The 25,191-nt window shown below is 70.9% G+C and carries 14 protein-coding genes; 13 read left to right on the forward strand and 1 reads right to left on the reverse strand.

Going from position 1 to position 25,191, the window contains the following annotated elements:
• Window positions 1–51: 51 nt before the first annotated feature.
• The 9 genes from FHR33_RS35180 (at window position 52) to FHR33_RS35220 (ending at window position 19,691) form a co-directional block, all read left to right on the forward strand.
• Complete coding sequence (locus tag FHR33_RS35180) at window positions 52–255, forward strand: MbtH family protein (RefSeq protein WP_183660479.1); 204 nt, start codon at window positions 52–54, stop codon at window positions 253–255.
• Entirely contained in the window at window positions 252–9,461 is a 9,210-nt protein-coding gene (locus FHR33_RS52905) for a non-ribosomal peptide synthetase (protein ID WP_312895855.1), read from the forward strand. Before FHR33_RS35180 ends, FHR33_RS52905 begins: the two co-directional genes overlap by 4 nt.
• Window positions 9,458–13,339 carry a non-ribosomal peptide synthetase gene (locus FHR33_RS35190; protein WP_183657151.1) on the forward strand — a complete coding sequence of 1,294 codons (3,882 nt, stop codon included), beginning with the start codon at window positions 9,458–9,460 and terminating at the stop codon, window positions 13,337–13,339. The genes FHR33_RS52905 and FHR33_RS35190 overlap by 4 nt, the downstream gene beginning before the upstream one ends.
• Window positions 13,311–14,585 carry an MFS transporter gene (locus FHR33_RS35195; RefSeq protein WP_183657153.1) on the forward strand — a complete coding sequence of 425 codons (1,275 nt, stop codon included), beginning with the start codon at window positions 13,311–13,313 and terminating at the stop codon, window positions 14,583–14,585. Before FHR33_RS35190 ends, FHR33_RS35195 begins: the two co-directional genes overlap by 29 nt.
• 1 nt (window position 14,586) lies before the next feature.
• Window positions 14,587–15,492, forward strand: coding sequence for a TauD/TfdA family dioxygenase (locus tag FHR33_RS35200; protein WP_183657155.1), 906 nt, complete (start codon window positions 14,587–14,589; stop codon window positions 15,490–15,492).
• A gap of 287 nt (window positions 15,493–15,779) precedes the next feature.
• Window positions 15,780–16,841, forward strand: coding sequence for a thiolase C-terminal domain-containing protein (locus FHR33_RS35205; protein WP_183657156.1), 1,062 nt, complete (start codon window positions 15,780–15,782; stop codon window positions 16,839–16,841).
• Window positions 16,842–16,959: 118 nt separating this feature from the next.
• Window positions 16,960–17,916 (forward strand): hypothetical protein, encoded by a 957-nt coding sequence (locus FHR33_RS35210; protein ID WP_183657157.1) that lies wholly within the window; start codon window positions 16,960–16,962, stop codon window positions 17,914–17,916.
• Between the two features lie 336 nt (window positions 17,917–18,252).
• Window positions 18,253–18,792 (forward strand): RNA polymerase sigma factor, encoded by a 540-nt coding sequence (locus FHR33_RS35215; RefSeq protein WP_183657159.1) that lies wholly within the window; start codon window positions 18,253–18,255, stop codon window positions 18,790–18,792.
• Window positions 18,789–19,691, forward strand: a complete 903-nt coding sequence (locus FHR33_RS35220) for a hypothetical protein (protein WP_183657161.1) — start codon at window positions 18,789–18,791, stop codon at window positions 19,689–19,691. Before FHR33_RS35215 ends, FHR33_RS35220 begins: the two co-directional genes overlap by 4 nt.
• Here FHR33_RS35220 and FHR33_RS35225 read toward each other — a convergent pair.
• Complete coding sequence (locus FHR33_RS35225) at window positions 19,688–20,833, reverse strand: N-acetylglucosamine kinase (RefSeq protein WP_183657163.1); 1,146 nt, start codon at window positions 20,831–20,833, stop codon at window positions 19,688–19,690. The two genes, FHR33_RS35220 and FHR33_RS35225, sit on opposite strands and share 4 nt — an antisense overlap.
• 60 nt (window positions 20,834–20,893) lie before the next feature.
• On the opposite strand from FHR33_RS35225, the gene FHR33_RS35230 reads away from it, so the two are divergent.
• Genes FHR33_RS35230 through FHR33_RS35245 form a run of 4 tightly spaced genes read left to right on the forward strand, consistent with a single transcriptional unit; the run spans window position 20,894 to window position 25,141 of the window.
• Window positions 20,894–21,763 (forward strand): MurR/RpiR family transcriptional regulator, encoded by an 870-nt coding sequence (locus FHR33_RS35230; protein ID WP_183657165.1) that lies wholly within the window; start codon window positions 20,894–20,896, stop codon window positions 21,761–21,763.
• Window positions 21,760–22,500, forward strand: a complete 741-nt coding sequence (locus FHR33_RS35235) for a sugar isomerase domain-containing protein (RefSeq protein ID WP_312895856.1) — start codon at window positions 21,760–21,762, stop codon at window positions 22,498–22,500. The genes FHR33_RS35230 and FHR33_RS35235 overlap by 4 nt, the downstream gene beginning before the upstream one ends.
• An 18-nt stretch (window positions 22,501–22,518) precedes the next feature.
• Window positions 22,519–23,841, forward strand: a complete 1,323-nt coding sequence (locus FHR33_RS35240; RefSeq protein WP_183657167.1) for a cellulose binding domain-containing protein — start codon at window positions 22,519–22,521, stop codon at window positions 23,839–23,841.
• A 49-nt stretch (window positions 23,842–23,890) separates the two neighbouring features.
• Window positions 23,891–25,141 (forward strand): extracellular solute-binding protein, encoded by a 1,251-nt coding sequence (locus FHR33_RS35245; protein WP_183657170.1) that lies wholly within the window; start codon window positions 23,891–23,893, stop codon window positions 25,139–25,141.
• Window positions 25,142–25,191 lie beyond the last annotated feature (50 nt).

A 25,191-nucleotide genomic window follows, 5' to 3' on the forward strand; every position in this document is an offset into this window, starting at 1 on the left:
TTTGGCGTGTCCGGCAACCCCTGGCGCGGCGAAAGGGAGATAGGCGTACCCATGCCCAGTGGCGACTACAAGGTAGTGATCAACCACGAGGAGCAGTACTCGATCTGGGCATTGGATCGCCCCACGCCGGCAGGCTGGCGGGATGAAGGGTTTTCGGGCGACCGTAATAGCTGCCTTGCGCACATCGACACGGTATGGACGGACATGAGGCCCCGCAGCCTGCGTGAGGCCATGCAGGAGTCCGAGCGGGCGTGAGCGCGCCTACCGATCAGGCGTCGGGTTTCGCGCTTCCTGCCTCTTTCGCGCAGGAGCGACTCTGGTTTGTGGACCAGCTGGAACCTGGGCTCGCCGTCTACAACATCCCGTTCGGCACCAGCCTGCCGGCCGGCGCCGAACCTGACGCCGTGACCGCCGCCCTGGCCAGGGTCGTCGCCCGCCACGAGGTGCTGCGAACCGCGCTGGACAACCGCGACGGCGTGCCGACCCAGATCGTGTTGCCCGAGGTCCCGATCGAGGTCGCGGTCACCGACCTGCGAGGACTCCGCGCCGATGAGCAGCAGGCACGGCTCGCCCAGGTGCGTGAGGCCGACGCTGCCCGCTCCATCCCGCTCGACCAGGCCCCGCTGTGGCGGGCGCGCCTGATCCACACCGGGGGCGAGCACGACCACCTCTTCTTCACCGTGCATCACGTCGCCTTCGACGCCGCCTCCGTGGCGATCTTCCAGCGGGACTTCCTGGCCTGTTTCGGCGAGGCCGACCTTCCCGAGCTGCCCATCCAGTACGGCGACTTCGCCGCCTGGCAGCGCGGCCGGTGGGAGGGCGGCGAGCTGACCGACCAGCTCGGCTACTGGCGCAAGCAGCTCGCCGATCTGCCCGAGCCGCTGCGTCTGTCGCCCAGGGCGCCCGACCCCGGCCTCCCGCGGCACGCAGGCGGAGACATCGCCTTCCAGCTGCCCGCCGCCACCGTGCAGGGTGTGCACCGGATGGCGCGGGAGCGGCGGACCACGCCCTTCGTGGTGTTGCTCGCCGGGCTCAAGGCGCTGCTGTCTCGCCTGGCAGGGCGGGCCGATGTGGTGGTGGGCTCCCCGGTGGGTGGGCGGCCGCTGCCCGAGCTGGAGCCCATGATCGGCAACTTCGTCAACACCCTGCTGCTGCGCACCGAGTGCGCGCGGGAGGCCAGTTTCGACGAGCTGGTCGACAGGGTGCGGACCTCGGTCTTCGACGCACTCGATCACGCCGAGGTGCCCTACGAGAGGCTCGTCGAGGAGCTCCGGCCGGACCGTTCTGACGGCGTGGGCGCGCCGCTGCACCAGGTCGTGTTCAACCTGCTGCCCTCTCTGGTGACCAATGGGCAGGTGCGCAACGGCACCGCCAAGGTGGACCTGCTGATCGACCTCGCCGAGGTCGACGGGCGCATCGACGGGCGCATCGAGTACGCGGCCGCGCTGTTCGACGAGGCCTGGGCGAGGGATTTCACCGCCCGCTACCGCAACCTGCTCGACGCCGCCCTGGCCGCGCCGCAGACCTCCCTGGCCGGCCTGCCGCTCCTGCTGCCCGGCGAGGAGGAGCGCCTCACCACGGCGCCACCACCGTTCGGCGCCGCGTTCGACACCGTGACGGAGGCCTTCGCGGCCCAGGTGGCCGACCGCCCCGACCAGGTGGCGGTGGCCGACGCCGAGGGCCGCAGCCTCACCTACGCCGAGCTGGACCGCAGGTCCAACCGGCTGGCCCACCGCCTGGCCGGGGTGGCTCGCCCGGACACCCCGGTGGCGATCTTCCTGGACACCGACGTCGAGCTCGCCGTGGCCGTGCTCGCCGTGCTCAAGGCGGGCGCCGCCTACCTGGCGCTGGATCTGGAGCACCCCGTGGAGCGGCTGCGCCAGCTGCTGGCCGACTCCGGTGCGACAGCCGTGCTCACCAGCGCGGAATTCGAGACCGACCTTCCGGTCATCGACGTGCGCGAGACGGACGAACTGCCGGAGACGGCCCCCGAGATCACCCGTCACCCGGACATGCTCGCCTACGTGATCTACACCTCCGGCTCGACCGGCCTGCCCAAGGGGGTGGGCATCGCCGACCGGCACCTCACGGCCTACGTGGCCGGGGTCAGCGGGCTGCTCGGCCTGGCCCCTGGGCTGCGCCACTCGATGGTGCAGCCGCTGACCTTCGACTTCAGCGTCACCGTCTTCCACGGTTCGCTCCTCACCGGCGGCACGCTCCACCTGGCTCCGCGGGAGCGCGCGACCGACACCGCGTGGATCGCCGAGCACCTCCGGCGCGACCGCATCGACCTGATGAAGATCACGCCCTCGCATCTGGCCGCCCTCCAGCTCGACCAGTTGCCCGCGCGCACGCTGGTGCTCGGCGGCGAGGCGTCTCGCTGGGATTGGGTACGGCAGCTGCGCGCGCGTCCGGACGGTCCCGCTGTCGTCAACCACTACGGCCCCACCGAGACCACCGTCGGCGTGCTCGGCCTCGCACACGATCAGGAGCCGGCCGGAGCGGGCGCGGTCACGCCCATCGGCTTCCCGCTGCCCCACGCCGAGGCCTACATCCTCGATGAGGACCTGCGCCCGGTGCCCGACGGGGTCGTCGGCGAGCTGTGCATCGGCGGCGTCACCGTCGCCCGCGGTTACCTGGGCCGGCCAGGACAGACCGCGGCCGCCTTCGTCCCCCATCCCTTCGGCCGGCCGGGTGCGCGCATCTATCGCACCGGCGACCTGGGACGGCGGCTGCCTGGCGGCGCCATCGAGTTCCTCGGCCGGGCGGACGGCCAGGTCAAGATCCGCGGGCACCGGGTCGAACCCGGAGAGGTGCAGGCCGTCCTGGCCGCCCATCCCGCCGTCACCGACTGCGTGGTGGTCGTGCGCGGGCAGGACGAGCCCGAGCTGGTCGCCTACGTCGTCGGCGACACCCGGCAGCTGCCCGGCTACCTGGCCGAGCGCCTGCCCGCCTACCTGATCCCCGCGCACCTTGTCGAGCTGCCCGCGCTGCCTCTGGCCGCGCACGGCAAGGTCGACCGGTCCAGGCTGCCCGACCCGCCCGACGCCGTGGAGGCCGAGCGGGTGCCTCCGCGCGGCCCGGTGGAGGAGCTGGTGGCCGGCCTGTTCGAGACGCTGCTGGAGACCGGTCCCGTCGGCAGGGACGACGGCTTCTTCGCGCTGGGCGGCCACTCCCTGCTGGCCATCAAGCTGATGGGCCGCCTGCGCAAGGCGTTCGGCGTCGGGCTCTCGCCCAGGGCGCTGTTCGAGTCGCCCACGGTCGCCGGGGTCGCCGCCCTGGTGGCCGCGGCGCAGGGCCGCGGCGCCGAGCAGGTTCCGCCGGTCGTCCCCGTGCCCCGAGACGGCCTGCTTCCCGCCTCCTACTCGCAGCGCCGGCTGTGGTTCCTGGACCAGCTCGAGCCGGAACTGGCCGTTTACAACACGCATCTGCGGCTACGACTGCGCGGTGCCCTGGACGTGGCCGCGCTGGAACGTGCCCTGGTGACGGTGGCCGCCCGGCATGAGACGTTGCGGTCGCGGTTCGTGCAGCGCGACGACGACCTGTTCGTGTCGGTGGCGGCCGAGGCCGTCGTGCCCTTCGAGGTGGTAGAGCCTTCCGCGCTGGAAGCCTGCGGTGCCCGCCGGTTCGATCTGACCGCCGAACCGCCGATCCGGGCTGCTCTGGCACCTCATGCCGTAAATGATCACGAGTTGCTGGTGACGCTGCACCACGTCGTCACCGATGCGTGGTCGGCGGTGCTGTTCGCCCGCGAGCTGGGCGAGTGCTACGCGGGCAGGGCGTTGCCGGAGCTGACCGTGCAGTACGCCGACTTCGCGGCCTGGCAGCGGGAGCGGGTCGAGGGCGAGCTGCGCGACACGCAGCTGGCCTACTGGCGCAAGCGGCTCGCCGGCATGCCGGAACGCCTGGAACTCCCGGCAGACCGCCCGCGCCCCGCTCGCCGGGACTACGTGGGCGCGAACGTCCCGATCACCATCCCAGGCCATGTCGTGGAGCGGCTGCGCGCCATGGGCGCGCAGGAGAACGCCTCCCTCTTCATGACCATGGTCGCCGCGCTCTCGATCGCGCTCTCCCGCGCGACCGGGCAGCGGGACATCGTGATCGGCACGCCGGCGGCCGAGCGGCCCCGGCCCGAGCTGGAGTCGCTGATCGGCTGCTTCCTCAACACGCTGGTGCTGCGTGCCGACACCTCGGGCGACCCCACCTTCCACGATCTGCTCAAGCAGGTCAGGACTACCACGCTCGAGGCCTTCGCCAACTCCGAGGTGCCCTTCGAGGCGCTCATCGAGGAGCTGCAGCCCGAGCGCGACCTGGGCGCGACGCCACTGGTCCAGGTGCTCTTCAGCCTGGAGGACGCAGACCGCCCTTCGGTGAGCTCGGGCGGGCTGACCATGGAGTGGCGGGGAACCGGCACCTCGACGGCCAAGTTCGACCTCACCATGTACCTGCGCAGGGAACCCGGCGGGGTCGGCGGCATCCTCGAATACCGCACCGACCTGTTCGACGAGGCCACCGCCCAGCGCATCGCCGCGCTCTACACCGAGGTGCTGGCCGCCGTCGCGGCCGGGCCCGAGCAGCCGATGTCGGCCCTGCCCGCGCTGACCGCCGCCGACGAGGCGCTGGTGGAACAGTGGAACGACACGGGCGCGCTGGAGGAGTACGCCTCCCTGGCCGAACTGCTGGCCCGGCGGGTGGCTTCGTCGCCGGACGCGCCGGCTGTCTGGGACGGCTCCTGGTTGACGTATGCCGAGTTCGGCGCGCGGGTCCGTGGGCTTGCTTCGGTCCTCCGCGAGCGGGGCGTACGGCTGGGCGATGTGGTCGGCGTCTGCCTCCCGCGCAGCGCCGACCTGGTCGTGGCCGTCCACGCGGTCGTGGCCGCCGGGGCCGCCTACCTGCCACTCGATCCCGGCTACCCCGACCAGCGGCTGGACTTCATGGTCGAGGACGCCCACGCCGGCGTGGTGATCACCGAGGAGCCTGAGCGCTTCCCCGGGCTCGTCACGGTGGCCCCGACCGCGTCCGCGGACGGGCCGCTCGACCTCGCGATCCCGCCGACCGCCCCTGCCTACCTGATCTACACCTCCGGGTCGACGGGCGTGCCGAAGGGCGTGCTCAACTCCCACGAGGCCATCGTCAACCGGCTGACCTGGACCGATCACGCCTTCCCTCTCACCGCAGAGGATCGGGTCCTGCTGAAGACGACCTTCACCTTCGACGTGTCGGTCTGGGAGCTGTTCTGGCCGCTCATCGCCGGAGCCGGGCTCGTGGTCGCCGCCCCTGACGCGCACCGCGACCCGGCCGCGCTGGTCCGCCTCCTCGCCGATCACGGCGTGACCACCGTGCATTTCGTGCCGTCGATGCTGGACGCGCTCCTGGACGAACCGGTCCTCGACCTGCCCTCGCTGCGCCGGGTCTACTGCTCGGGCGAGGCGCTGCCGTCCTCCCTGGTCGCCCGCGCGCACGAGCGGTTCCCCGGCATCGAGGTGCACAACCTCTACGGTCCCACCGAGGCCGCCATCGAGGTGACCTGGCACAAGTCCGAGCCGGACGAGTCCCGCACGCCGATCGGCGCGCCCATCAGGGGCATCAGGATCGAGATCCTCGACTCCGACCTGCGCCGCGTTCCCGTCGGCACCCCCGGCGAGCTGTGCATCGCCGGCATCGGCGTGGCCCACGGCTACGCGCGGCGTCCAGGGCTGACCGCCCGGCAGTTCGTACCCGACCCGTACGGCCCGGCCGGCGCGCGCATGTACCGCACCGGCGACCTGGCCCGCTGGTTGCCGAACGGCGAGGTCGACTACCTGGGCCGGATGGACGGCCAGGTCAAGATCCGTGGCATGCGCGTCGAGCCAGGGGAGATCGAGTCGCTCCTGGCCGCGCACCCCTCGGTCAGGAGCGCGGTGGTGCAGCCCGTGCGGGGCGTGCTCGCCGCCTACGTGGTCGGCACGGCCGACCCGGCGGCGCTCACCGGCCTCCTGCGCGAGCGGCTGCCCGAGCACATGATCCCGGCCTCGTTCACCTTCCTCGACGAGCTCCCGACCAACGCCAACGGCAAGCTCGACCGCGCCGCCCTGCCCGAACCCGGTCAGGAGCGGCAGGACTCCGCGGGCACCCCGCCGCAGGGTCCGGTGGAGGAGCTGGTCGCGACGCTGTTCGAGTCGGTGCTGGGAACCGGTCCGGTCGGCAGGGAGGACGGCTTCTTCGCCCTCGGCGGCCACTCGCTGCTGGCCATCAAGGTCGTCACCCGCCTGCGCGCCGCCTTCGGCATCGAGCTGCCGGTCCGAGCCCTGTTCGAGGCGCCGACCGTGGCCGGCCTGGCGGAGCGCATCGCCGCCGCCCGCACCGCCACCTCGGTCGAGGTCGTGCCCATCCCGCGTGACGGGTTGCTGCCCGTGTCGTACGGCCAGCGGCGGCTGTGGTTCCTGGACCAGCTGGAGCCGGAGCTGGCCGTGTACAACACGCAGGTGTGGTTGCGGCTGAGAGGCCCGCTGGATGTGGCGGCCCTGGAGCGTGCGCTGGTCGCGATGGCCGTCCGGCACGAGGTGTTGCGATCGCGGTTCGTGCAGCGGGACGACGATGTGTTCGTGTCGGTGGCGGGAGAGGCCGCTGTGCCGTTCGAGGTGGTGCGGTCGGAGCAGCTGCGGGCCTTCGGCGCTCGCCGGTTCGACCTGACGGTGGAGCCGCCGATCAGGGCTGCTCTCGTACGGCACGCGTCGGATGATCACGAACTGCTGGTGACGATCCACCACGTGGCCAACGACGCGTGGTCGTCCGGACTGTTCGCCCAGGAGCTGGGTGAGCTCTATGCGGGTCGCGAGCTGCCTGACCTGGCCGTGCAGTACGCCGATTACGCGGCCTGGCAGCGCGACCGGGTCGAGGGCGAGCTGCGTGACACCCAGCTGGCCTACTGGCGCGAGCGACTGGCGGGCATGCCGGAACGCCTGGAGCTCCCGACGAGCAGGCCGCGTCCCGCTCGCAGAGGGCACGACGGAGGCAACATCCCGTTCATGATCTCTCCGGAGGTCTCCGAACGCCTCAGGCTGCTCGGCGCGGACGAGAACGCATCGCTCTTCATGACGCTCCTGGCCGCCTTCACCGTGCTGCTCGCCCGCCACACCGGACAGCGGGACATCGTGGTCGGCACCCCGGCTGCCGAGCGGCCCCGGCCGGAGCTGGAGCCGCTGATCGGCTTCTTCCTCAACACCCTCGTGCTGCGCACCGACTGCTCCGGCGACCCCACCTTCCGAGAGCTGATCGGCCGGGCCAGGAACACCGCGCTCGAGGCCTTCGCCAACTCGGAGGTGCCCTTCGAGGCGCTCGTCGAGGACCTGCAGCCGCGTCGTGATCTCGGCAGCACGCCGCTGGTCCAGGCGCTGTTCAGCGTGGAGGACGCGGAGCGGTCCGCGCTGCGCGTCGGCGAGCTGGAGGCCGAGTGGGTGAGCTCGGGCACGACCACCGCCAAGTTCGACCTGTCGCTGTACGTCCAGCGCTTCCCCGGCCAGCTCGGTGGGATCTTCGAATATCGCACCGACCTCTTCGACGCCGACACGGTTTCGCGGCTGGCCGAGCACTTCGTCGCTCTGCTGTCCGCCGCCGTCGCCGATCCTGACCAGCCCGTCTCCGAGCTGCCCCTCCTGGCCGCCGATGTGGCGTCGGTGGAGGCGTGGAACGCGACGGGTGCGGCCCGGGAGTTCGTGGCGTTGCCGGATGTGGTGGCTCGGCGGGTGGCTGCGTCGCCGGATGCTCCTGCTGTCTGGGACGGCTCCTGGTTGACGTATGCCGAGTTCGGGTCCCGTGTGAACGCGCTGGCCTCGGTGTTGCGCGAGAAGGGTGTACGGCTGGGCGATGTGGTGGGTGTGTGCCTGCCCCGCGGTGCCGACCTGATCGTGGCCGTGCACGCCGTGATGGCGGCCGGAGGTGCCTACCTCCCGCTGGAGCCCGGCTACCCCGATGAGCGCCTGTCCTTCATGGTGGCCGATGCCGGCGCCCACGTCGTGATCACCGAGGAGCACGGGCGCTTCCCCGGGGTGACGGTGAGTCCGGCCGCGTCAGGGGACCCGGCTCCGCCGGGTGTCCGGATCCCGCCCGGCGCCCCCGCCTATCTGATCTACACCTCCGGCTCCACCGGCCGTCCGAAGGGGGTGCTCGTCTCCCATGAGGCGATCGCCAACCGGCTGGTGTGGATGGGGGAGGCCTTCCCCCTGGCCTCCGGTGATCGGGTCATGCACAAGACGCCGTTCACCTTCGACGTGTCGGTGTGGGAGCTGTTCTGGCCCCTCATGGAGGGAGCCGGCCTGGTGGTGGCGCCTCCTGGGGCTCATCGCGACGCGGACGCGCTGGTCGAGCTGATGCGACGGGAGAACGTGTCGATGGTGCACTTCGTGCCGTCGATGCTGGACGCGCTCCTGGAGGAGCCGGACGCGGCGGTGCCGTCGTTGCGGCGGATCGTGTGCTCGGGGGAGGCGCTGCCTTCCTCTCTGGTGGCTCGGGTGCACTCGGCGTGGCCCGGTGTGGAGGTGCACAACCTCTACGGCCCGACCGAAGCGGCGGTGGACGTCACCTGGCACGCCTGTCAGGTGGGCGAGGAGCGCACGCCGATCGGGGCGCCGATCAGGGCGACGCGCATCGAGATCCTCGACGCCGATCTGCGCCGGGTGCCCGTGGGCGCCGCAGGCGAGCTGTGCATCGGCGGAGTGCAGGTGGCGCAGGGGTATGCCGCGCGGCCTGGCCTGACGGCCGATCGGTTCGTCCCCGATCCGTTCGGACCGCCAGGGTCGCGGTTGTACCGCACCGGCGACCTGGCACGCTGGCTGCCCGATGGCGAGGTCGACTACCTGGGCCGCATCGACGACCAGGTGAAGATCCGCGGCATACGGGTGGAGCTCGGCGAGATCGAGGCCGTCCTTGCTCAGCACCCCGGCGTCCAGGCGGCCGCGGTCCGTCCGGTCGGTGGCCTGCTGGCGGCCTACGTCGTCGGCACGGCGGATCCGGAGGACCTGGCCGGCTTCCTGCGCCGGAGGGTGCCCGAGCACATGGTGCCCGCCTCCTTCACGGTGCTGGACCGCCTGCCGGTGACCGCCAACGGCAAGCTCGACCGCAAGGCGCTCCCCGAACCGCAGGCCCCCGTCGGCGTGCCGTACGAGGAACCGAGCGGTGAGGTCGAGCGGGCCCTGGCCGAGGTCTGGGCGGAGGTGCTGGGCGTCCCCACGCCCGGCGCCCACGACAGCTACTTCGCGCTGGGCGGGGACTCCATCAGATCGCTCAAGATCGTCGCGCGCCTCCGGGCCCGCGGATACACCCTCGCGCTCGAAGACATCTTCGTCCACCAGACGGTGCGCGAGCTCGCCCAGGTGGTCACCACCGGGACGGTGAACGAGAGCCGTGGCAGCGAGGCGTTCAGCATGCTCGGCGCCGCGGACCTGGACCGGCTGAAGCAGCGTTTCCAAGGAGGCAAGCGTTGACCGCTCCCGAACTCGAGGACGCCTACCCGCTGACCGCGTTGCAGTCCGGGATGCTCTTCCACAGCGCCTACCAGGAAGACTCGGCGACCTACCATGACGTCTTCACGCTGATCCTGCGCGGGCCGTACCAGAGCGACACCTTCCGTGCCGCCCTTCGCGAGGTCATGGCCCGGCACGCGGTCCTGCGCACCTCGTTCGACCTGACCGGCTTCGACGAGCCCATCCAGCTGGTCTGGCAGGACGTCGAGCCACCCGTCCAGGAGCTCGACCTGTCCGGGTTCGAGCACCCGGGGCAGCGCCTGAGCATCTGGCGCGAGCAGGAGAAGCACCGGCCCTTCGACTGGGAGGCGCCGCCGCTCTTCCGCGCCGTCATCCACCACCTCGACACCGACGAGTTCGCGCTCACGCTGAGCTTCCACCACGCGATCCTCGACGGCTGGAGCGTCGCCACCATGGTGACCGAGCTGCTGGACCGCTACGCCGCGGGACTGCAAGGGGTACCGCAGGCGCCGGCCGTACCGCCGCCCTCCACCTTCCGCGACTTCGTCGCCAGGGAGAAGGAGGCGGTGGCCTCGCCGCAGACCGAGCAGTTCTGGCGGGATGCGCTGGCCGACGCGCCGGTGACCGCACTGCCCAGGCTTCCCGGCTACCGCACGGGAGACGCCGAGGACACCGTTTCGCATGCCGTACCCCTTGATGATCAGCTCGTCCAAGGGCTGGAGCGGGCGGCGCGGCAGGCCAGGGTGCCGCTGCGCACCGTGCTGCTCGCCGGGCATCTGCGCGTGCTGGCGCTCCTGACGGGCGACAGCGACGTGGTCACCGGCATCGTGACGCACGGCAGGCCCGAGCACGAGGCGGCCGAGCAGGTCCTCGGGCTGTTCCTCAACAGCGTGCCGGTGCGGGTGCGCACCGACGTGCCGAGCTGGGAAGAGCTGATCAAGCGGGTCTTCGCCGCGGAGGTGGCGTTCCTGCCGCACCGGCTGTATCCGCTGTTCGAGATGCAGCGTCTCAGCCAGCGCTCTCCCCTGATCGACGTGCTCTTCGACTATCGCGACTTCCACGTCTACCAGGACCTCGGTCCCGGCGGGGTCATCCAGGTGGTGGAGAGCGAGTTCTTCGAGCAGACCAACCTGCCACTGTCCGCGAACTTCACCTGGTCGCCGCAGGCCGGCGGGCTGGAGTTGAAGCTCAAGTACGACATCACGCAGTTCTCCGCCGATCAGGTCGTGCGGGCAGGTGAGCACTACCGCCGGGTCTTCGCGAAGATCGCCGAGGATCCGGCCGCTGACCCGCGCGAGTCCGAGGAGCTCCTGGCCGCCGATGTGGCGTCGGTGGAGGGGTGGAACGCGACGGGTGCGGCCCGGGAGTTCGTGGCGTTGCCGGATGTGGTGGCTCGGCGGGTGGCTGCGTCGCCGGATGCTCCTGCCGTCTGGGACGGCTCCTGGTTGACGTATGCCGAGTTCGGGGCCCGGGTTCGCGGGTTGGCCGCGGTGCTTCGCGAGCAGGGTGTACGGCTGGGCGATGTGGTGGGCGTGTGCCTGCCGCGTGGCGCCGATCTGATCGTGGCCGTGCATGCGGTGATGGCCGCTGGTGGGGCCTACCTGCCGCTGGAGCCGGATTACCCCGACGAGCGCCTGTCCTTCATGGTGAGTGACGCCGGGGCTCGTGTCGTGATCACGGGGGAGCCTGGCCGTTTCCCGGGTTCGGTGGTGGTGGCTCCTTCCGAGTCGGCGGACGGGCCGGTTCTCGGCCTGGAGATCCCGCCGAGCGCCCCCGCCTATCTGATCTACACCTCCGGGTCGACAGGACGCCCGAAGGGGGTGCTCGTTTCCCACGCGGCCATCGCCAACCGGCTGGTCTGGATGGGGGAGGCGTTCCCTCTCGGGGCTGGCGACCGGGTGGTGCAGAAGACGCCGTTCACCTTCGACGTGTCGGTGTGGGAGCTGTTCTGGCCCCTGATGGAGGGGGCGGGGCTGGTGGTGGCGCCACCAGGTGTCCACCTGGACGCGGCCGCGCTGGTCGAGTTGATGCGCGCCCACAGCGTGTCGATGGCGCATTTCGTGCCGTCGATGCTGGACGCGGTCATGGAGGTCCCGGATCTGGACGTGCCGTCGTTGCGGCGGGTCGTCTGCTCGGGTGAGGCGCTGCCTGCCTCTCTGGTGGCTCGGGTGCACTCGGCGTGGCCCGGCGTCGAGGTGCACAACCTCTACGGCCCGACCGAGGCCGCCGTCGATGTCACCTGGCACGCCTGTCAGGTGGGCGAGGAGCGGACGCCGATCGGGGCGCCGATCAGAGCCACGCGGATCGAGATCCTCGATGCCGATCTGCGCCGGGTTCCGGTCGGGACCGCAGGCGAGTTGTGCATCGGCGGGGTGCAGGTCGCGCAGGGGTATGCCGCGCGGCCAGGTCTGACCGCGGAGCGTTTCGTGCCGGACCCCTACGGCGGGCCAGGGGCGCGGTTGTACCGCACCGGCGACCTGGCACGCTGGCTGCCCGATGGCGAGGTCGACTACCTGGGCCGCATCGACGACCAGGTGAAGGTCCGCGGCATGCGGGTGGAGCTCGGCGAGGTCGAGGCCGTCCTGGCTCAGGCCCCTGGCGTGCAGGCTGCGGCAGTACGGCCCGTCGGCGGCGTGCTGGCGGCCTACGTCGTCGGCACGGCGGAGCCGGAGGAGCTGGCGGGATTCCTTCGCCAGCGGCTGCCCGACCACATGGTGCCCTCGTCCTTCACCGAGCTGGACCGGCTGCCCGTCACCGCCAACGGCAAGCTCGACCGCAAGGCGCTCCCCGACCCGGCGCCGGTGGCCCGGGCTCCCTACGAGGCGCCCAGGGACGAGCTGGAAGAGACCCTCGCAGGGATCTGGGCGGAGATCCTCGGCGTGGAGCGTCCCGGCATCCGTGACGACTTCTTCGACCTGGGCGGACACTCACTGCTGGCGCTCCGTCTGGCCCTGCGGATGCGGCAGGCGCTGGGCAGGGAGATCCCGGTCGCCACAGTCCTCGCCGCGCCGACGATCGCCCAGCTCACCGAAGCCCTGGCGGACGAGGGCGACAACCCCGTCTCCCGTGGCCGGGTCGTGCCGCTGCGCACCGCGGGCAACCGTCCGCCCCTCTTCCTCATCCACGCCCTGGGCGGGCAGGTCTTCCGGTACCGGCCGCTGGCCCAGCACCTGGGTGACGACCAGCCGGTCTACGCCATCCCCGCGCACGGGCTGACCGAGGGCGACGCCGTCCAGACCACCATCGACGAGATGGCCGAGACCTACGCCGGCTACATCCGCGAGCTCTTCCCCGACGGGCCGTACTTCGTCGGAGGCTTCTGCATCGGCGGCAACATCGCCCTCGAAGTGGCCCGCAGGCTGCGCAAGGACGGCCACGACGTGCCGTACGTCTTCCTGGCCTGGTCCTCGGCGCAGGAGCCGGTCGTCGGCTCGACGCTGGAGGACGACACCGCGCTCATGGTGCACGCGTTGGCCGGCGGAGCCACCTCGCTCGACCCCCGCGAACTGAGCCTGATGGAGCCGGCCGAACGGCTGCTGGCCATCGTCAACGCCGCCACCAAGGAAGGCCAGCTCCGCACCGAGAGCACCGACCTCGACCAGATCCAGCGCTACGTCGAGGTCTTCCGCGCCAACGCGCACGCGGTGGGGCGCTACAAGCACGACACCTTCGACGGGCCGGCGATCCTGCTGATCCCCGAGGAGGACAACGCCCCGCCCGACGAGGACTACGGGTGGCGGGCGTTCGTCCCGAACCTGGAGACCGGGCTCATTCCCGGCGCGCGCTTCAGCGCGCTCTACAACCCCTACGTCACCCGGACCGCCAACGCATGGAGGAGGTGGATGGACCGTGGTCTCGAACACCGCGCCCGCCACTGAGGCAGCACCCACAAGCCTCTGGAAGCATCGCGACTTCCTCAAACTCTGGGTCGGTTACAGCACCTCCCAGTTCGGCGGCCAGATCACCGTCGTGGCCATGCCGCTGGTCGCCATCGTCGTGCTGGGCGCAAGCGAGGCCGAGGTCGGCACGCTGGGCGCGGTCGGGCGGCTGCCGTTCCTGCTGTTCCTGTTCGCCGGTTTCTGGGCCGACAGGTTCCGCAAGCGGCCCACCATGATCGCCGCTGACATCGGCCGCGCCCTCCTCCTCCTGGCGGTCATCGGCCTCTACGCCGCCGACATGCTGACGCTCTTCTGGCTCGGCGCGATCTCCTTCCTGTCCGTCGTGCTGTTCGTGTTCTTCGAGGTCGCGAACATGTCGCACCTGCCGTTCCTGGTGGGACGCGAGTTCATCGGCGACGGCAACGCCAAGCTCCAGCTGAGCAACTCCGTCGCCAGGGTCGCGGGCAACAGCGTCGGCTCCGTGCTGGTCAGCGCCTTCATCGCTGTTCAGGTTCTGATCATCAACGTGGTGACGCTGGTCGTCTCCGCGATCAGCTGCGCGCTCATCCGCAAGCCCGAGCCCGTGCCGGAGCGCAGCGAGGACCGGCCCGGCGTCTTCTCCTCCATCGCCGAGGGCCTGCGCTGGGTGCTGCGCGACCCGCTGATCCGCCCCAGCATGATCGCCGCAGGCTTCTACATGTTCTTCTTCACCGGCATCGAGGTGCTGCTGCCCATCTGGATCATCAAGGGCCTGGGCCTGCCGGTGTACTGGGTCGGCATCCTGCTGGCCATCGGCGGGCCCGGCGCCATCCTGGGCTCGCTGCTGGCCGTCAGGTCGATGAAGAAGATCGGCATCGGGCCCTCCTTCTTCTGGATGACCGTCATCGGCAACCTCTCGCTCTTCCTCATCGGCCTGGCCACCGGACCCACCTGGCAGATCGTCACCATGATCGGCCTCGCGCAGTTCCTGCTCGGCATCACCGGCCCCATCGCCATGGTGGCCAGCGGCACCCTCCGCATGGGCGCCACCCCGGAGCGCCTCCAGGGCCGCGTCATGGCCTCGCAGCGGGCCGTCGCTCTCAGCTTGGCACCGGTGGGCGCCCTGCTCATGGGCCTGCTCGCCGAAGGCATCGGCCTTCGCACCACCCTGCTCATCTGCGCCGCAGGCGCGGTGATCCCGATCATCGTGCTGGCGCTCTCCCCGATCCCTCGCACCAAGGGCATGCCGGACCCGCAGGAGCACTGACATGGACAAGATCACTTCTGGCGCGACGACCATCGCTGTTCTGGGCACTCCTGACCGCGACTCCGCTGATTCCCTGCTGCTTCAGCACGGCGCTGTCCTCTTCCGAGGGCTCGGCGTCGACTCGCCTGCCGCGTTCCACGAGTTCGTCAGGACCTTCGGGGAGCCGTTCACCAACTACCGCCACGGCAACTCGCCTCGCGTCGCCGTACAGGCCGGTGTCTGGACCTCCACCGAGTATCCGGCGGAGTACGAGATCTCCCTGCACAATGAGCTGTCCTACTCTCACCGGTGGCCTTCGCGGCTGTTCTTCTACTGTGATCAGGCCCCTGCCACCGGTGGCGCCACTCCTGTGTCCGACTCGCGTGCCGTGCTGGACGGGCTCTCGCCCGAGGTGCGTTCGCGGTTCACCTCTCGTGGGGTGGCCTACCTGCAGAACCTGCATGGCGGGTTCGGGCTCGGCAAGTCCTGGCAGGACACCTACGAGACCGACGATCGGGGTGAGGTCGAGCGCGCCCTCGCCGAGACCGGCGCCGAGTTCCGCTGGACGGACGACGATGACCTGCGCGTGCGGCAGGTTCGGCCGGCTGTTCGTCAGCACCCGGTGACGGGGGAGGAGGTGTGGTTCAACCAGGCTGAGCAGTGGCACGTGTCCAGCCTGCCTGCCGACGAGGCTGAGGCGTTGCTGGAGATGGCCTCTTCCGATGAGGAGCTTCCTCTTCAGGCGACGTTCGGGGACGGGAGTGCGTTGGGCGTGGATGACCTTCGTATGGTGCGGGAGGTCGCCAAGCGGAACGAGTGCTCGTTCCCGTGGGAGCGGGGGGACGTCATGATGATCGACAACCTCCTGGTGATGCACGGGAGGCACGCTTACACCGGGAGTCGGAGGATTCTCGTCTCGATGATCTGACCTCGATCGTGGGAGCGCGGGGGGTTCTCGCCAAGGCCGCCTCCACATCGTCGTGGGCCGACACACCCGTGCGCCGCTCCGGACGGCACCTACTCGGTCATGCCCGCATGGGAGACGAGCGCAAGCTTCTCCGCGAGAGCTAACCTAGCAAGCGCTTGCCTAGACGTGGTGCGCCGCACTACCGTGACGGGCGGACCGATCGGCTCGCCCGCACCGCCGTCCACCGACATCCGGCAGTCAGAGGTCCGAGGGTGACGACGCCACTCGACTCAGGGATCGGGAGGAGCATGCGCGGCACCATCGCAGGGATCGGGATGACACCGCTCACGCGGGCCTCCGGCAAGACGGAGCTGGAACTGGCGGTCGAGGCGTCCCGGCTCGCCTGCGCCGACGCCGGCCTGGACCCGCGCGAGATCGACGCCGTCCTGAGTTACCACCTCAACGACTCCGCGCCGGTCGTCCAGGTGGCCCGAGCGCTCCGGATCGACAGACTCGGCTGGCACAACGACATCTCCGGCGGCGGCACCCAGGCCGCGTCCATCCTCGGCGACGCGGCGATGCTCATCGGGGCGGGCCTGGCACGTCACGTGCTGATCTATCGAGCCCTCAACGGCCGCTCGGGCAGGCGCATGAACACCGTCTCGACGGGCCCGCAGGAGCGCTTCACGATCCCGTACGGCATGGCGGGCCCCATCCCGATGTTCGCGATGGCCGCCACCCGCTACCTCCACGACACCGGACTCACCGAGGAGCACCTGCACGCCGTCGTCGCGCAGTCCCGCGAGAACGCCGCCTCCAACGACAGAGCCCTCCGCCGCGGCCCCCTGTCACTGGAGGACTATCTCGCCAGGCCCTTCGTCTGCAGTCCCCTGCGTACGGTCGACTGCTGCCAGGAAACGGACGGCGCCTGCGCCCTGGTGGTCAGCGGAGTACTGCCAGGCCCACGGATCAGGGCGGTGGTCCGAGGCGGCGGACCCGGCTGTTCGACGATGGACCGCTCACCCGACGTCACCGCCGTCTTCTCGACGTACGTGGCCCCCATGCTGTGGACAGCATCCGGCATGCGTCCCACCGACGTGGACGTGGCCCTGCTCTACGACGCGTACTCGTGGCTCGTCCCCCGCCAGCTGGAGGACTTCGGCCTCGTGCCCCGACCGGACCTCGGGGCCTACGTGCTGGCCCGGGGACACGCCGGGGTCAATCCACACGGGGGACTGCTCTCCGAGGGATACGTTCACGGACTCAACAATGTGGCACAGGCCGTACGCGAGGTGAGGGGTGGCGCGGGCGTCGCCCTGATAACCGGCTTCGGCGGCTCATACGGCAGCGCCGCCCTCCTCACCCCCTGACCCCGACCCCGCCGCCTCAGCCCGGATCCCCCATGTCAGCCACCGGGCCGTCGGCGCGAGGTGCGCGTGGAGGTAGCTCGCGGGGCAGCATGGTCAGGGGGCCGTTCGGGAGGGGCTGATGACGGACATGTCGGTTGAGGAGTCATTCGAGGCGCTCGTGCGATGGCAGCACGACGTCGGCAGCACCGAAGAGCACGCGAGCAGCCTTGATACACAGTTACTCGAACACGCGCGGCGGCTCGTCGACGCCTATCGGGAGGAAGATCCCCGCGTCGAGGTGCTCGCCGTCCTGGCCGCTTTCCACCTGAGCCGGCACGTCGCACTCGGCCAGGAGAGCTCCGCGGACCGGTGGGCCGCGGTCGCGTTGCTGGCTCGCTGCCTGATCTACGGCGGTGAGCTGCCGTCCTCGCTCGCGCCCAAGCTGCGGGAGGACGTGCTGGCCGAGGCCGTCGAGCTGGCCACCGAACTGCTGAGGATGAGGGACACCGATCCGGCCGACGACCCGGCGCTGGCCGACAGGGCCGTGGACGCATGGCGGCGGATCAAGGACGCCACTCCCGCCGACCACCCCGATCGGCCCGGCCATCTCTCCTTGTTCAGCAAGGCGCTGCTGATGCGCCACGCGGACACGGGCAGGCCGGCGGATCTGGAGGAGGCGCTCGCCGCGGGGGCGGAGAGGGTCCGGGCGATCCCCGACGACCATCCCGGCCAGGACGAGGCCATGGAGGAGCTCGGGCACATGATGATGATGCGGCTCGACGTCACGCTGGATCACTCGGACGTCGACGAGCTGGTCTCAGGCTGGGAGCAGGCGTTGAACGATCTGCCCGAGGACGACCCCGGGCGGGTGGCGAAGTTGTCGAGCCTCGGGGCCGACCTGCTGATCCGGCACGCGAGGACCGGCGCGCTCGAAGATCTCGACAGGTCCATCGCGTTCACGCGGGAGGCGCTGCGGGTCATACCCGATGACCACCCCTACGGGGAGGGGCTCCAGCACAACCTCAACGTGGCCGTCGAGCTACGGTCCCAGCTGGTCGAGGGCGACGGACAGGCCCGAGGACCCGCCGTCCCTTGAGGAGCTCTGCGCCCGTGGCGGGGTAGACGGTGACCTCCTCGCTTGAGGTCGTGGGCCGGGGACACCTCGATGCGGCCCTCCGGTTCCGTCGGGAGCCTCGGAATCCTTGGTTTCGCAGCTCGGCCCGTCCTCGCATGCCGGCCGACAGGTCGAAGGGCCCGGAGCGCCGGTCGTGATCGTCTCGAGTGAAGGCGGCCGGCGTCACGGTGGACCGTGGGGGCGCGTGGCCGGGGTCCCGGGTCCGGTTCGGATGGCCGGTGAAATGGTGGCCGGGGTTTCGACATGGAGAGGTGTCCGACATTTCGTAACCCAGGAGGCTGATCGTGGGAATCGCCCGTGGATGAACGTCGCAGGTCCAGGTTCGAGGCCGTCTACGCCGACACCTACGAGCAGATCCTGGGCTACGCCGTACGACGCTGTGCCTCACCCGACGACGCGGCCGACGTGGTGGCGGAGACCTTCGCCATCGCCTGGCGGCGGATCGACCGGCTGCCGGGCGGGGACGAGGCCCGCCTGTGGCTGTACGGCGTGGCCCGCAACGTGCTGGCCAACCACCGCAGAGGTACGGCCAGGCACCAGGCGCGCACCGTGGAGCTCGATCTCGACCTGGCCGACCTCTACGCCACCACGCCGGACGCCTCGGTGGAGCGCGGAGTCATCGCCACGGCCTTCAGAGACCTCCCTGCCGACGACCGCGAACTGCTCGCGCTCGTCGGCTGGGAGGGGCTGGAGCGCGGCGAGATAGCCGCCGTGCTCGGCTGCTCGCGCAACGCCGTACGGATCAGGCTGCACCGAGCGCGTAAGCGCTTCGCCCGCGCGCTGGAGGCGGCGGGCGTCCAGGTCGACCGGGTAGCTCTTGCGGGGAGGCAACGATGACGAACATGAATGACCAGGTCGGCGCTCTGGCCAGGGTGCGTGACGAGGACCTGAGGGGACGGGCGTCCGGCGCGGGGGCGCGGACGCTGCTGGAGTCGATCGTGGAGGCCGAGCACGTCCACGAGCCCGCCGTACGGCCGCGCCGCGTGCGCAGGTTCGTGATGGCGGGGGTGGCGGTGTCGACGCTGGCGGCCGCGGCGGTGATCGGTCCGGGGCTGCTGACGGACGGGCCAGGGCTGGCCACGTCCTACGCGAACGCGGCCATGGAGATCGAGCGGCGGGGCGACCAGTGGGTGGCCAAGGTCAAGGACCCCTACGCCGATCACGCCAGGTACGCGGAGGCGTTCAAGGCGGTGGGTCTGGACGTCGGGCTCACGCTGCTGCCGTCGTCCCCGACCGGGGTGGGGAAGGTCGTGCGCATCGGCGGCTCCGGAGCCACCACCCCGGGCAAGGGCCTCGGCGGCGGCCTAGAGCCGGAGGGGTGCCAGATGGGCACCACCGGCTGCGCGCTGGCGGTCACGGTGGACGTGGGCTACACCGGCAAGGGCGTGGTCTACCTCGGCCGCACGGCGCAGCCGGGGGAGCGGTACGACAACTGGGCGCCGGCCACCCGCGAGGGTGAGGCGCTGCACGGGCTCAAGGTGGACGAGCGCACGGTGGGCGAAGTGCGCAAGGAGGCCGCCGAGCGCGGGATCAGGTCGGTGGTCACGGTGATCGACCCGAACGAGGGCGGCGGCTACGGGTACCACCCTGACAAGCAGCCGGACTCCGTCGGGGACGACTGGATCGTGTGGGAGGCCCAGGCGCTGTCGGCCGACGAGGTCAGGCTGCTGGTGACGAAGGAGCGGCTGGACAAGAACCCGGTCTACGACGGCCCCAAGCCGGCCGACTTGGGTTAGCCGACGAAGCGGGAGTGCAGCGCCGCCGCGCGCGCGGGGCCGAGCAGGTCCAGCGCGGCCAGCCACGCCGCCGCTCCCGCTCCGTCCTTCGCCACCGTGATCGGGGCCGCCGCCCACCGCCGTCCGAGCAACTCCCTTACCGCCTGCTGGACGGGGCCTCCGCTGGTCAGCACGCTTCCTGCCAGCACGATGGGGGAGCGGTCGAGGGGCTCGCGCACCTCGGAGGCGGTACGGGCCAGCCTGACGGCGGCGGCCTCGACGATCGACAGCGCGGCGGGGTCGCCGTCGGCGGCGGCCCTGCTCACGAGGGGCGCCAGCTCGGCCAGCGCGAGCGGCGGCCTGGACTGGACGGTGGCCGCGATCCTGTCCACCAGCTCGCCGACCTGATCGACCCTGCCCGGCCCCGTGGCGTCCCGGTGAGCAGCACCGGCGGAGTCACCTGGCAGGAGGTCCGACAAGGCAGGCGTAGCGGAGTCACCGGGCGGGAGGTCCGACAAGGCAGGCGTAGCGGAGTCACCGGGCGGGAGGTGCGACAAGGCAGGCGTAGCGGAGTCGCCGGGCGGGCGGGGCATGACAGGGGGCGAGGAGGGGAGGAGGTGGCCGGTGACCAGGCGGGTGAGCAGGCCTGGCGTACCCGCGTTGAGCTCCCGCACCGCCACCCTCGCCGCGGCCCTCCCGAGCCAGAACCCCGACCCCTCATCACCCAGCAGCCAGCCGTACCCGTCGGCGAGCCGCCCCTGAGCGCGGTCAATAATTCTTGCCGCGATCGCGCCCGTCCCCGACACCAGGACGGTGCCGTCGGCCGCAGAGGTACCCGCGGCGAACGTCACCACGACGTCCCCCGCCGCCCTGGGCACCACCGGAAGGTCGGAGAACACCGCCGCGAACGCGGCCATCGCCGACGGCTCGCGCAGCAGCCCCGAGCCGGCGAGGCCCACGACGCCCCCCTTGATCGAAGAGCGGTCCACCACGCAGAGAGCCTGTTCAACGGCGGTTCGGAGGTTGCCGAAGGCCACCCGGGCACCCGCCGCCATCGGGTTCCCGCACCCGGCGAGCCCCCTGCCCATCACCTCGCCTTCGAGTGACAGCACCGCCGCGCGGGTCGACGTCCCGCCCGCGTCCACTCCTAACACCATCGCCATGTCAAAAATTATTCTCCAGAACCCTTGACCCGTCGAGATGCTGAGCATAATTTTCATCGCGTGGAACTGCTGAGCCGTATCAGAGCGGAACAGGCCGACCAGCCGGAGGCGCTGCGCAAGGTGGCCGAGGTGATCCTCGCCAACCCCGCCGAGGCCGCGCGGTCGACGATCGTCGACCTGGCCGAGCGCAGCGGCACCTCGACCGCGACGATCACCAGGTTCTGCCGCGCGCTCGGCTTCGGCGGCTACGCCGAGCTGCGCGTGGCCATCGCCACCGAGACGGGCAGGACGGCGCGGCAGCGCTGGGAGACCGACATCGGCCAGGAGATCCTCCCCGATGACGGCCTGGACAGGGTGCTCGGCGTGGTCTCGGGCAACGACATCAGGCTCATCCAGCAGACCGCCGCCCAGCTCGACCTCGCCATGGTCGAGAAGGTGGCCGAGGCGATCGCCCACGCGGGCAGGGTGCTGCTGTTCGGTGTGTCGAGCAGCGCGGCGGTCTCCAGCGAGATGGAGCATCGCCTGCAGCGCATCCGCATCCCCACGTGGAGCAGGTCCGACGCGCACTCAGCGCTCAGCGACGCCGCGCTGCTCGGCCACGGCGACGTGGCCATCGGCATCTCGCACAGCGGCAGGACCCGCGAGGTCATCGAGGTGCTCGCCGAGGCGGGCAGCCACGGCGCGATCACCGTCGCGGTCACCTCGCACCCCAGCTCGCCGCTGGCCGAGGTGTCGGAGCTGGTGCTCGCCACGGCCAGCCGCGAGACCACCTTCCGCGCCCACGGCTTCGCCGCCATCCACTCCCAGCTGCTCGTCCTCGACGTGGTCTACGTCTCGGTCGCCCAGCGCACCTACGAACGCACCCGCGAGGCGTTCGACCTGACCGTCAGGGCCGTCGAAGGCCACCGCCTCTCAGAAGGAGAATCGTGAACCCGGCCGACTACGCCAGGCACATCGCCGACCTCGTCGCCGCCATCCCCGACGACCCCCAGATCCCCAGGGCCGCCGCCCTCTTCACCAAGGCGCTCGACAGGGGAGGCGTGATCCAGGCGTTCGGCTCGGGGCACTCCGAGGCCACCGCGATGGAGATCGCGGGCCGCGCGGGAGGTCTCGTCCCCACCAACAAGCTCGCGCTCAGGGACATCGTCCTGTACGGCGGAGCCGACCCCGCCGAGCTCGAACGCTACGACCTCGAACGCGACCCCGGCCTCGCCGCGCGCATCCTCGACCTCGCACCCGTCAGGGACGAGGACCTGTTCGTGATCATCTCCAACTCCGGCGTCAACGGCGTCGTCGTCGAGCTGGCCGCCCTGGTCAAGGAGCGCGGCCACGACCTGATCGCCATCACCTCGCTCACGCACAGCTCCGGCGTGCCGTCCAGGCACCCGTCGGGGCGCAAGCTGTTCGAACTCGCCGACGTGGTCCTCGACAACAGGGCTCCACGCGGCGACGCCGTCCTGCCGCTGCCCGAGGGCGGCGCCGTCGGCGCCGTCTCCACGATCACCTCGGCCCTGCTGGTCCAGCTCGTCGTCGCCGAAGCGGTGCGCGACCTGGTGAAGGCAGGACAGACGCCGCCGGTGTACCTGTCGGCGAACGTCCCCGAGGGCGACGAGCACAACCTCGCACTCGAGGCCCGCTACGAAGGCCGCATCAGAAGAGGCGGCTGACCCCAAGGAGATCAAGCCGTGAAGATCCTCCTCGCCTTAGCCCTTCCCTTCGCCGTCGTCGCCGCCCTGCTGGCCGCCCCCGCCAACGCCGCGCAGGGGCTGCGCCTGCAGTACAAGAACTCCTCGACCACCCCCACCACCGCCCAGGCCGAGCCCTGGTTCCAGCTGCTGAACGACGGGGCGTCGGCCGTGCCGCTCGCCCAGGTGAAGATCCGCTACTACCTGACCGGCACGGAGACCTACAGGTTCGCCTGCTCGTGGGCGGTGGTGGGCTGCTCGACCGTGACGGGCACGTTCGGCAACGGCTACCTGGAGGTGGGCTTCACCTCGGGGACGCTGGCGCCCGGCGGCAACACGCGCGACCTGCAACTGCGCTTCCACCGCGCCGACTGGCAGAGCTTCGACCAGTCGGACGACTACTCCTTCGGCGTCCAGACCGGCTACGCCGACTGGGAGAAGGCGGCCGTCTACGTCAACGGGCAGTTGGCCTGGGGCAGGCCGCCCGGCGGCGGCGAGCCGACACCCACTCCAACCCCGACCGACCCGCCCACGGGCTCGGCGGGGGTCCTGTTCGACGACTTCTCCTACACCGGCTCGGGCGACCCGCGGCTCGCACAGCGCGGATGGACCGTGAGGTCCAGCTCAGGAGGCCCGGGCGTGCCGGGGGCCACCTGGTCGCCCGCGGCCGTCACCTTCCCCGGCGGCGTGCTGCAGCTGGAGTCGTCCACCGACGGCACCGGCGCGGGCACCGTCCAGACCGAGCTCTCGACCGCCAACCGCAAGTTCTTCGAGGGCACCTACGCCGCCCGCGTGCGCTTCAGCGACGCCCCCGTGACGGGGCCCGACGGCGAGCACGTCGTGCAGACCTTCTTCACCATCACGCCGCTGCGCCAGAACATGGACCCCGACTACGGCGAGCTCGACTTCGAGTACCTGCCGAACGGCGGATGGGGCGAGCCCGCCAACATCCTCTACGCCACCAGCTGGGAGACCTACCAGGCCGACCCGTGGCAGGCGGTCAACACCCACACCGAGGAGAGGACCAGCTTCTCCGGCTGGCACGACCTGGTCGTCCAGGTGTCGGGAGGGCGCGTCAGGTACTACGTCGACGGGCGCCTGTTCGCCGACCATGGCGGCGTCTACTACCCCGAGACCCCGATGTGGATCATGTTCAACCAGTGGTTCATCGACCTGCAGGGCGGATCCACCAGGCGCGCCTACCAGCAGCAGGTCGACTGGGTCTACCACACCAAGAACGAGGTCGTCTCGCCCGCCGGCGTGCTGAGCAGGGTCAACGCCCTCCGCACCGCGGGGACGGCCTTCCAGGACACCGTCTCCTGACACTCGTACGGCCCCGCCGTACCCACCCTCCATTCGAAGGTGACCCCCCATGAAGTACCGCCTTCTGGCCCTCGCGGCCCTGTTCGCGGTGACCGCGTGCGGTTCCACGGACCCAGGGCCCGCCGCGAGCGCGGCCCCCGCCAAGCTGACCGTCTGGATCATGGACGGCAGCGTCACGCAGGAGCTGCTCAAGCAGTTCGAGACCGACTACGAGGCCGCGCACAAGGGCGTCGACCTCGACATCCAGATCCAGGCGTGGGACGGCATCGGCGAGCGCGTCACCGCTGCGCTGGCCAGCACCGACGCCCCCGACGTGATCGAGGTGGGCAACACCCAGGTCGCGCAGTACTCCGCCAGCGGCGGCGTGAGAGATCTCACAGGCAAGATCGCCGATCTGCGGGGCGAGGACTGGATCCCCGGCCTCGCCGAGCCCGGCAAGATCGACGGCAAGCAGTACGGCGTGCCCTGGTACGCCGCCAACCGCGTCGTCGTCTACAACAAGGACCTGTGGGCGAAGGCGGGCATCGAGGCCCCGCCGAAGACCAGGGACGAGTGGCTGGAGGTCACCGCCTCGCTCAACAAGGGGGGAGACCAGGGCATCTACCTCACGGGCCAGACGTGGTACGCCCTGGCGGGCTTCATCTGGGACGAGGGCGGCGACCTGGCGGTCAAGGAGGGCGACCGGTGGAAGGGCGCCCTCGACACCCCGCAGGCGCTGGCGGGCATGGAGTTCTACCGACGGCTCCAGGCGCTCGGCAAGGGGCCGAAGGACGCCGACGAGGCCAACCCGCCGCAGCACGAGGTGTTCGCGCAGGGCAGGGTCGGGCAGATCATCGCCGTGCCCGGCATCGCCGCCCGCGTGCTCGAGGTCGAGCCCGGCATGAAGGGCAAGATGGGCTTCTTCCCCATCCCCGGCAAGAGCGCTGACAAGCCTGGCGCGGTGTTCACCGGCGGCTCCGACCTGATCATCCCGGAGGCGTCGAAGAACCACGACGCCGCCTACGAGGTGGTCAAGGCGCTGGCGGGGGAGAAGTTCCAGACCGAGCTGGCCAAGGCGATGAGCTTCGTACCGAACAGGGCGTCGCTGGCCGGCGTGCTGAGCGGTGACGAGGGCACGGCCGCGATGGCGGCGGGAGCGGCCAACGGCAAGGCCACGCCCAACACGCCCAACTGGGCGGCGGTGGAGGCGACGTCGATCATCAAGCAGTACATGACGGCGGTGCTGACCGGCAACGACGCGGCGGCCGAGGCCCGCAAGGTGTCGGAGTCCATCACCACGACCCTCAACAGCGGTTCCTGACCTGCGAGCCCAGGACCGTCACCCCCTGAACCGCCCGCGGGGGTGACGGT

The organism is Nonomuraea dietziae (genome assembly GCF_014195505.1).
GTDB classification, from domain to species: Bacteria; Actinomycetota; Actinomycetes; order Streptosporangiales; family Streptosporangiaceae; genus Nonomuraea; species Nonomuraea roseola.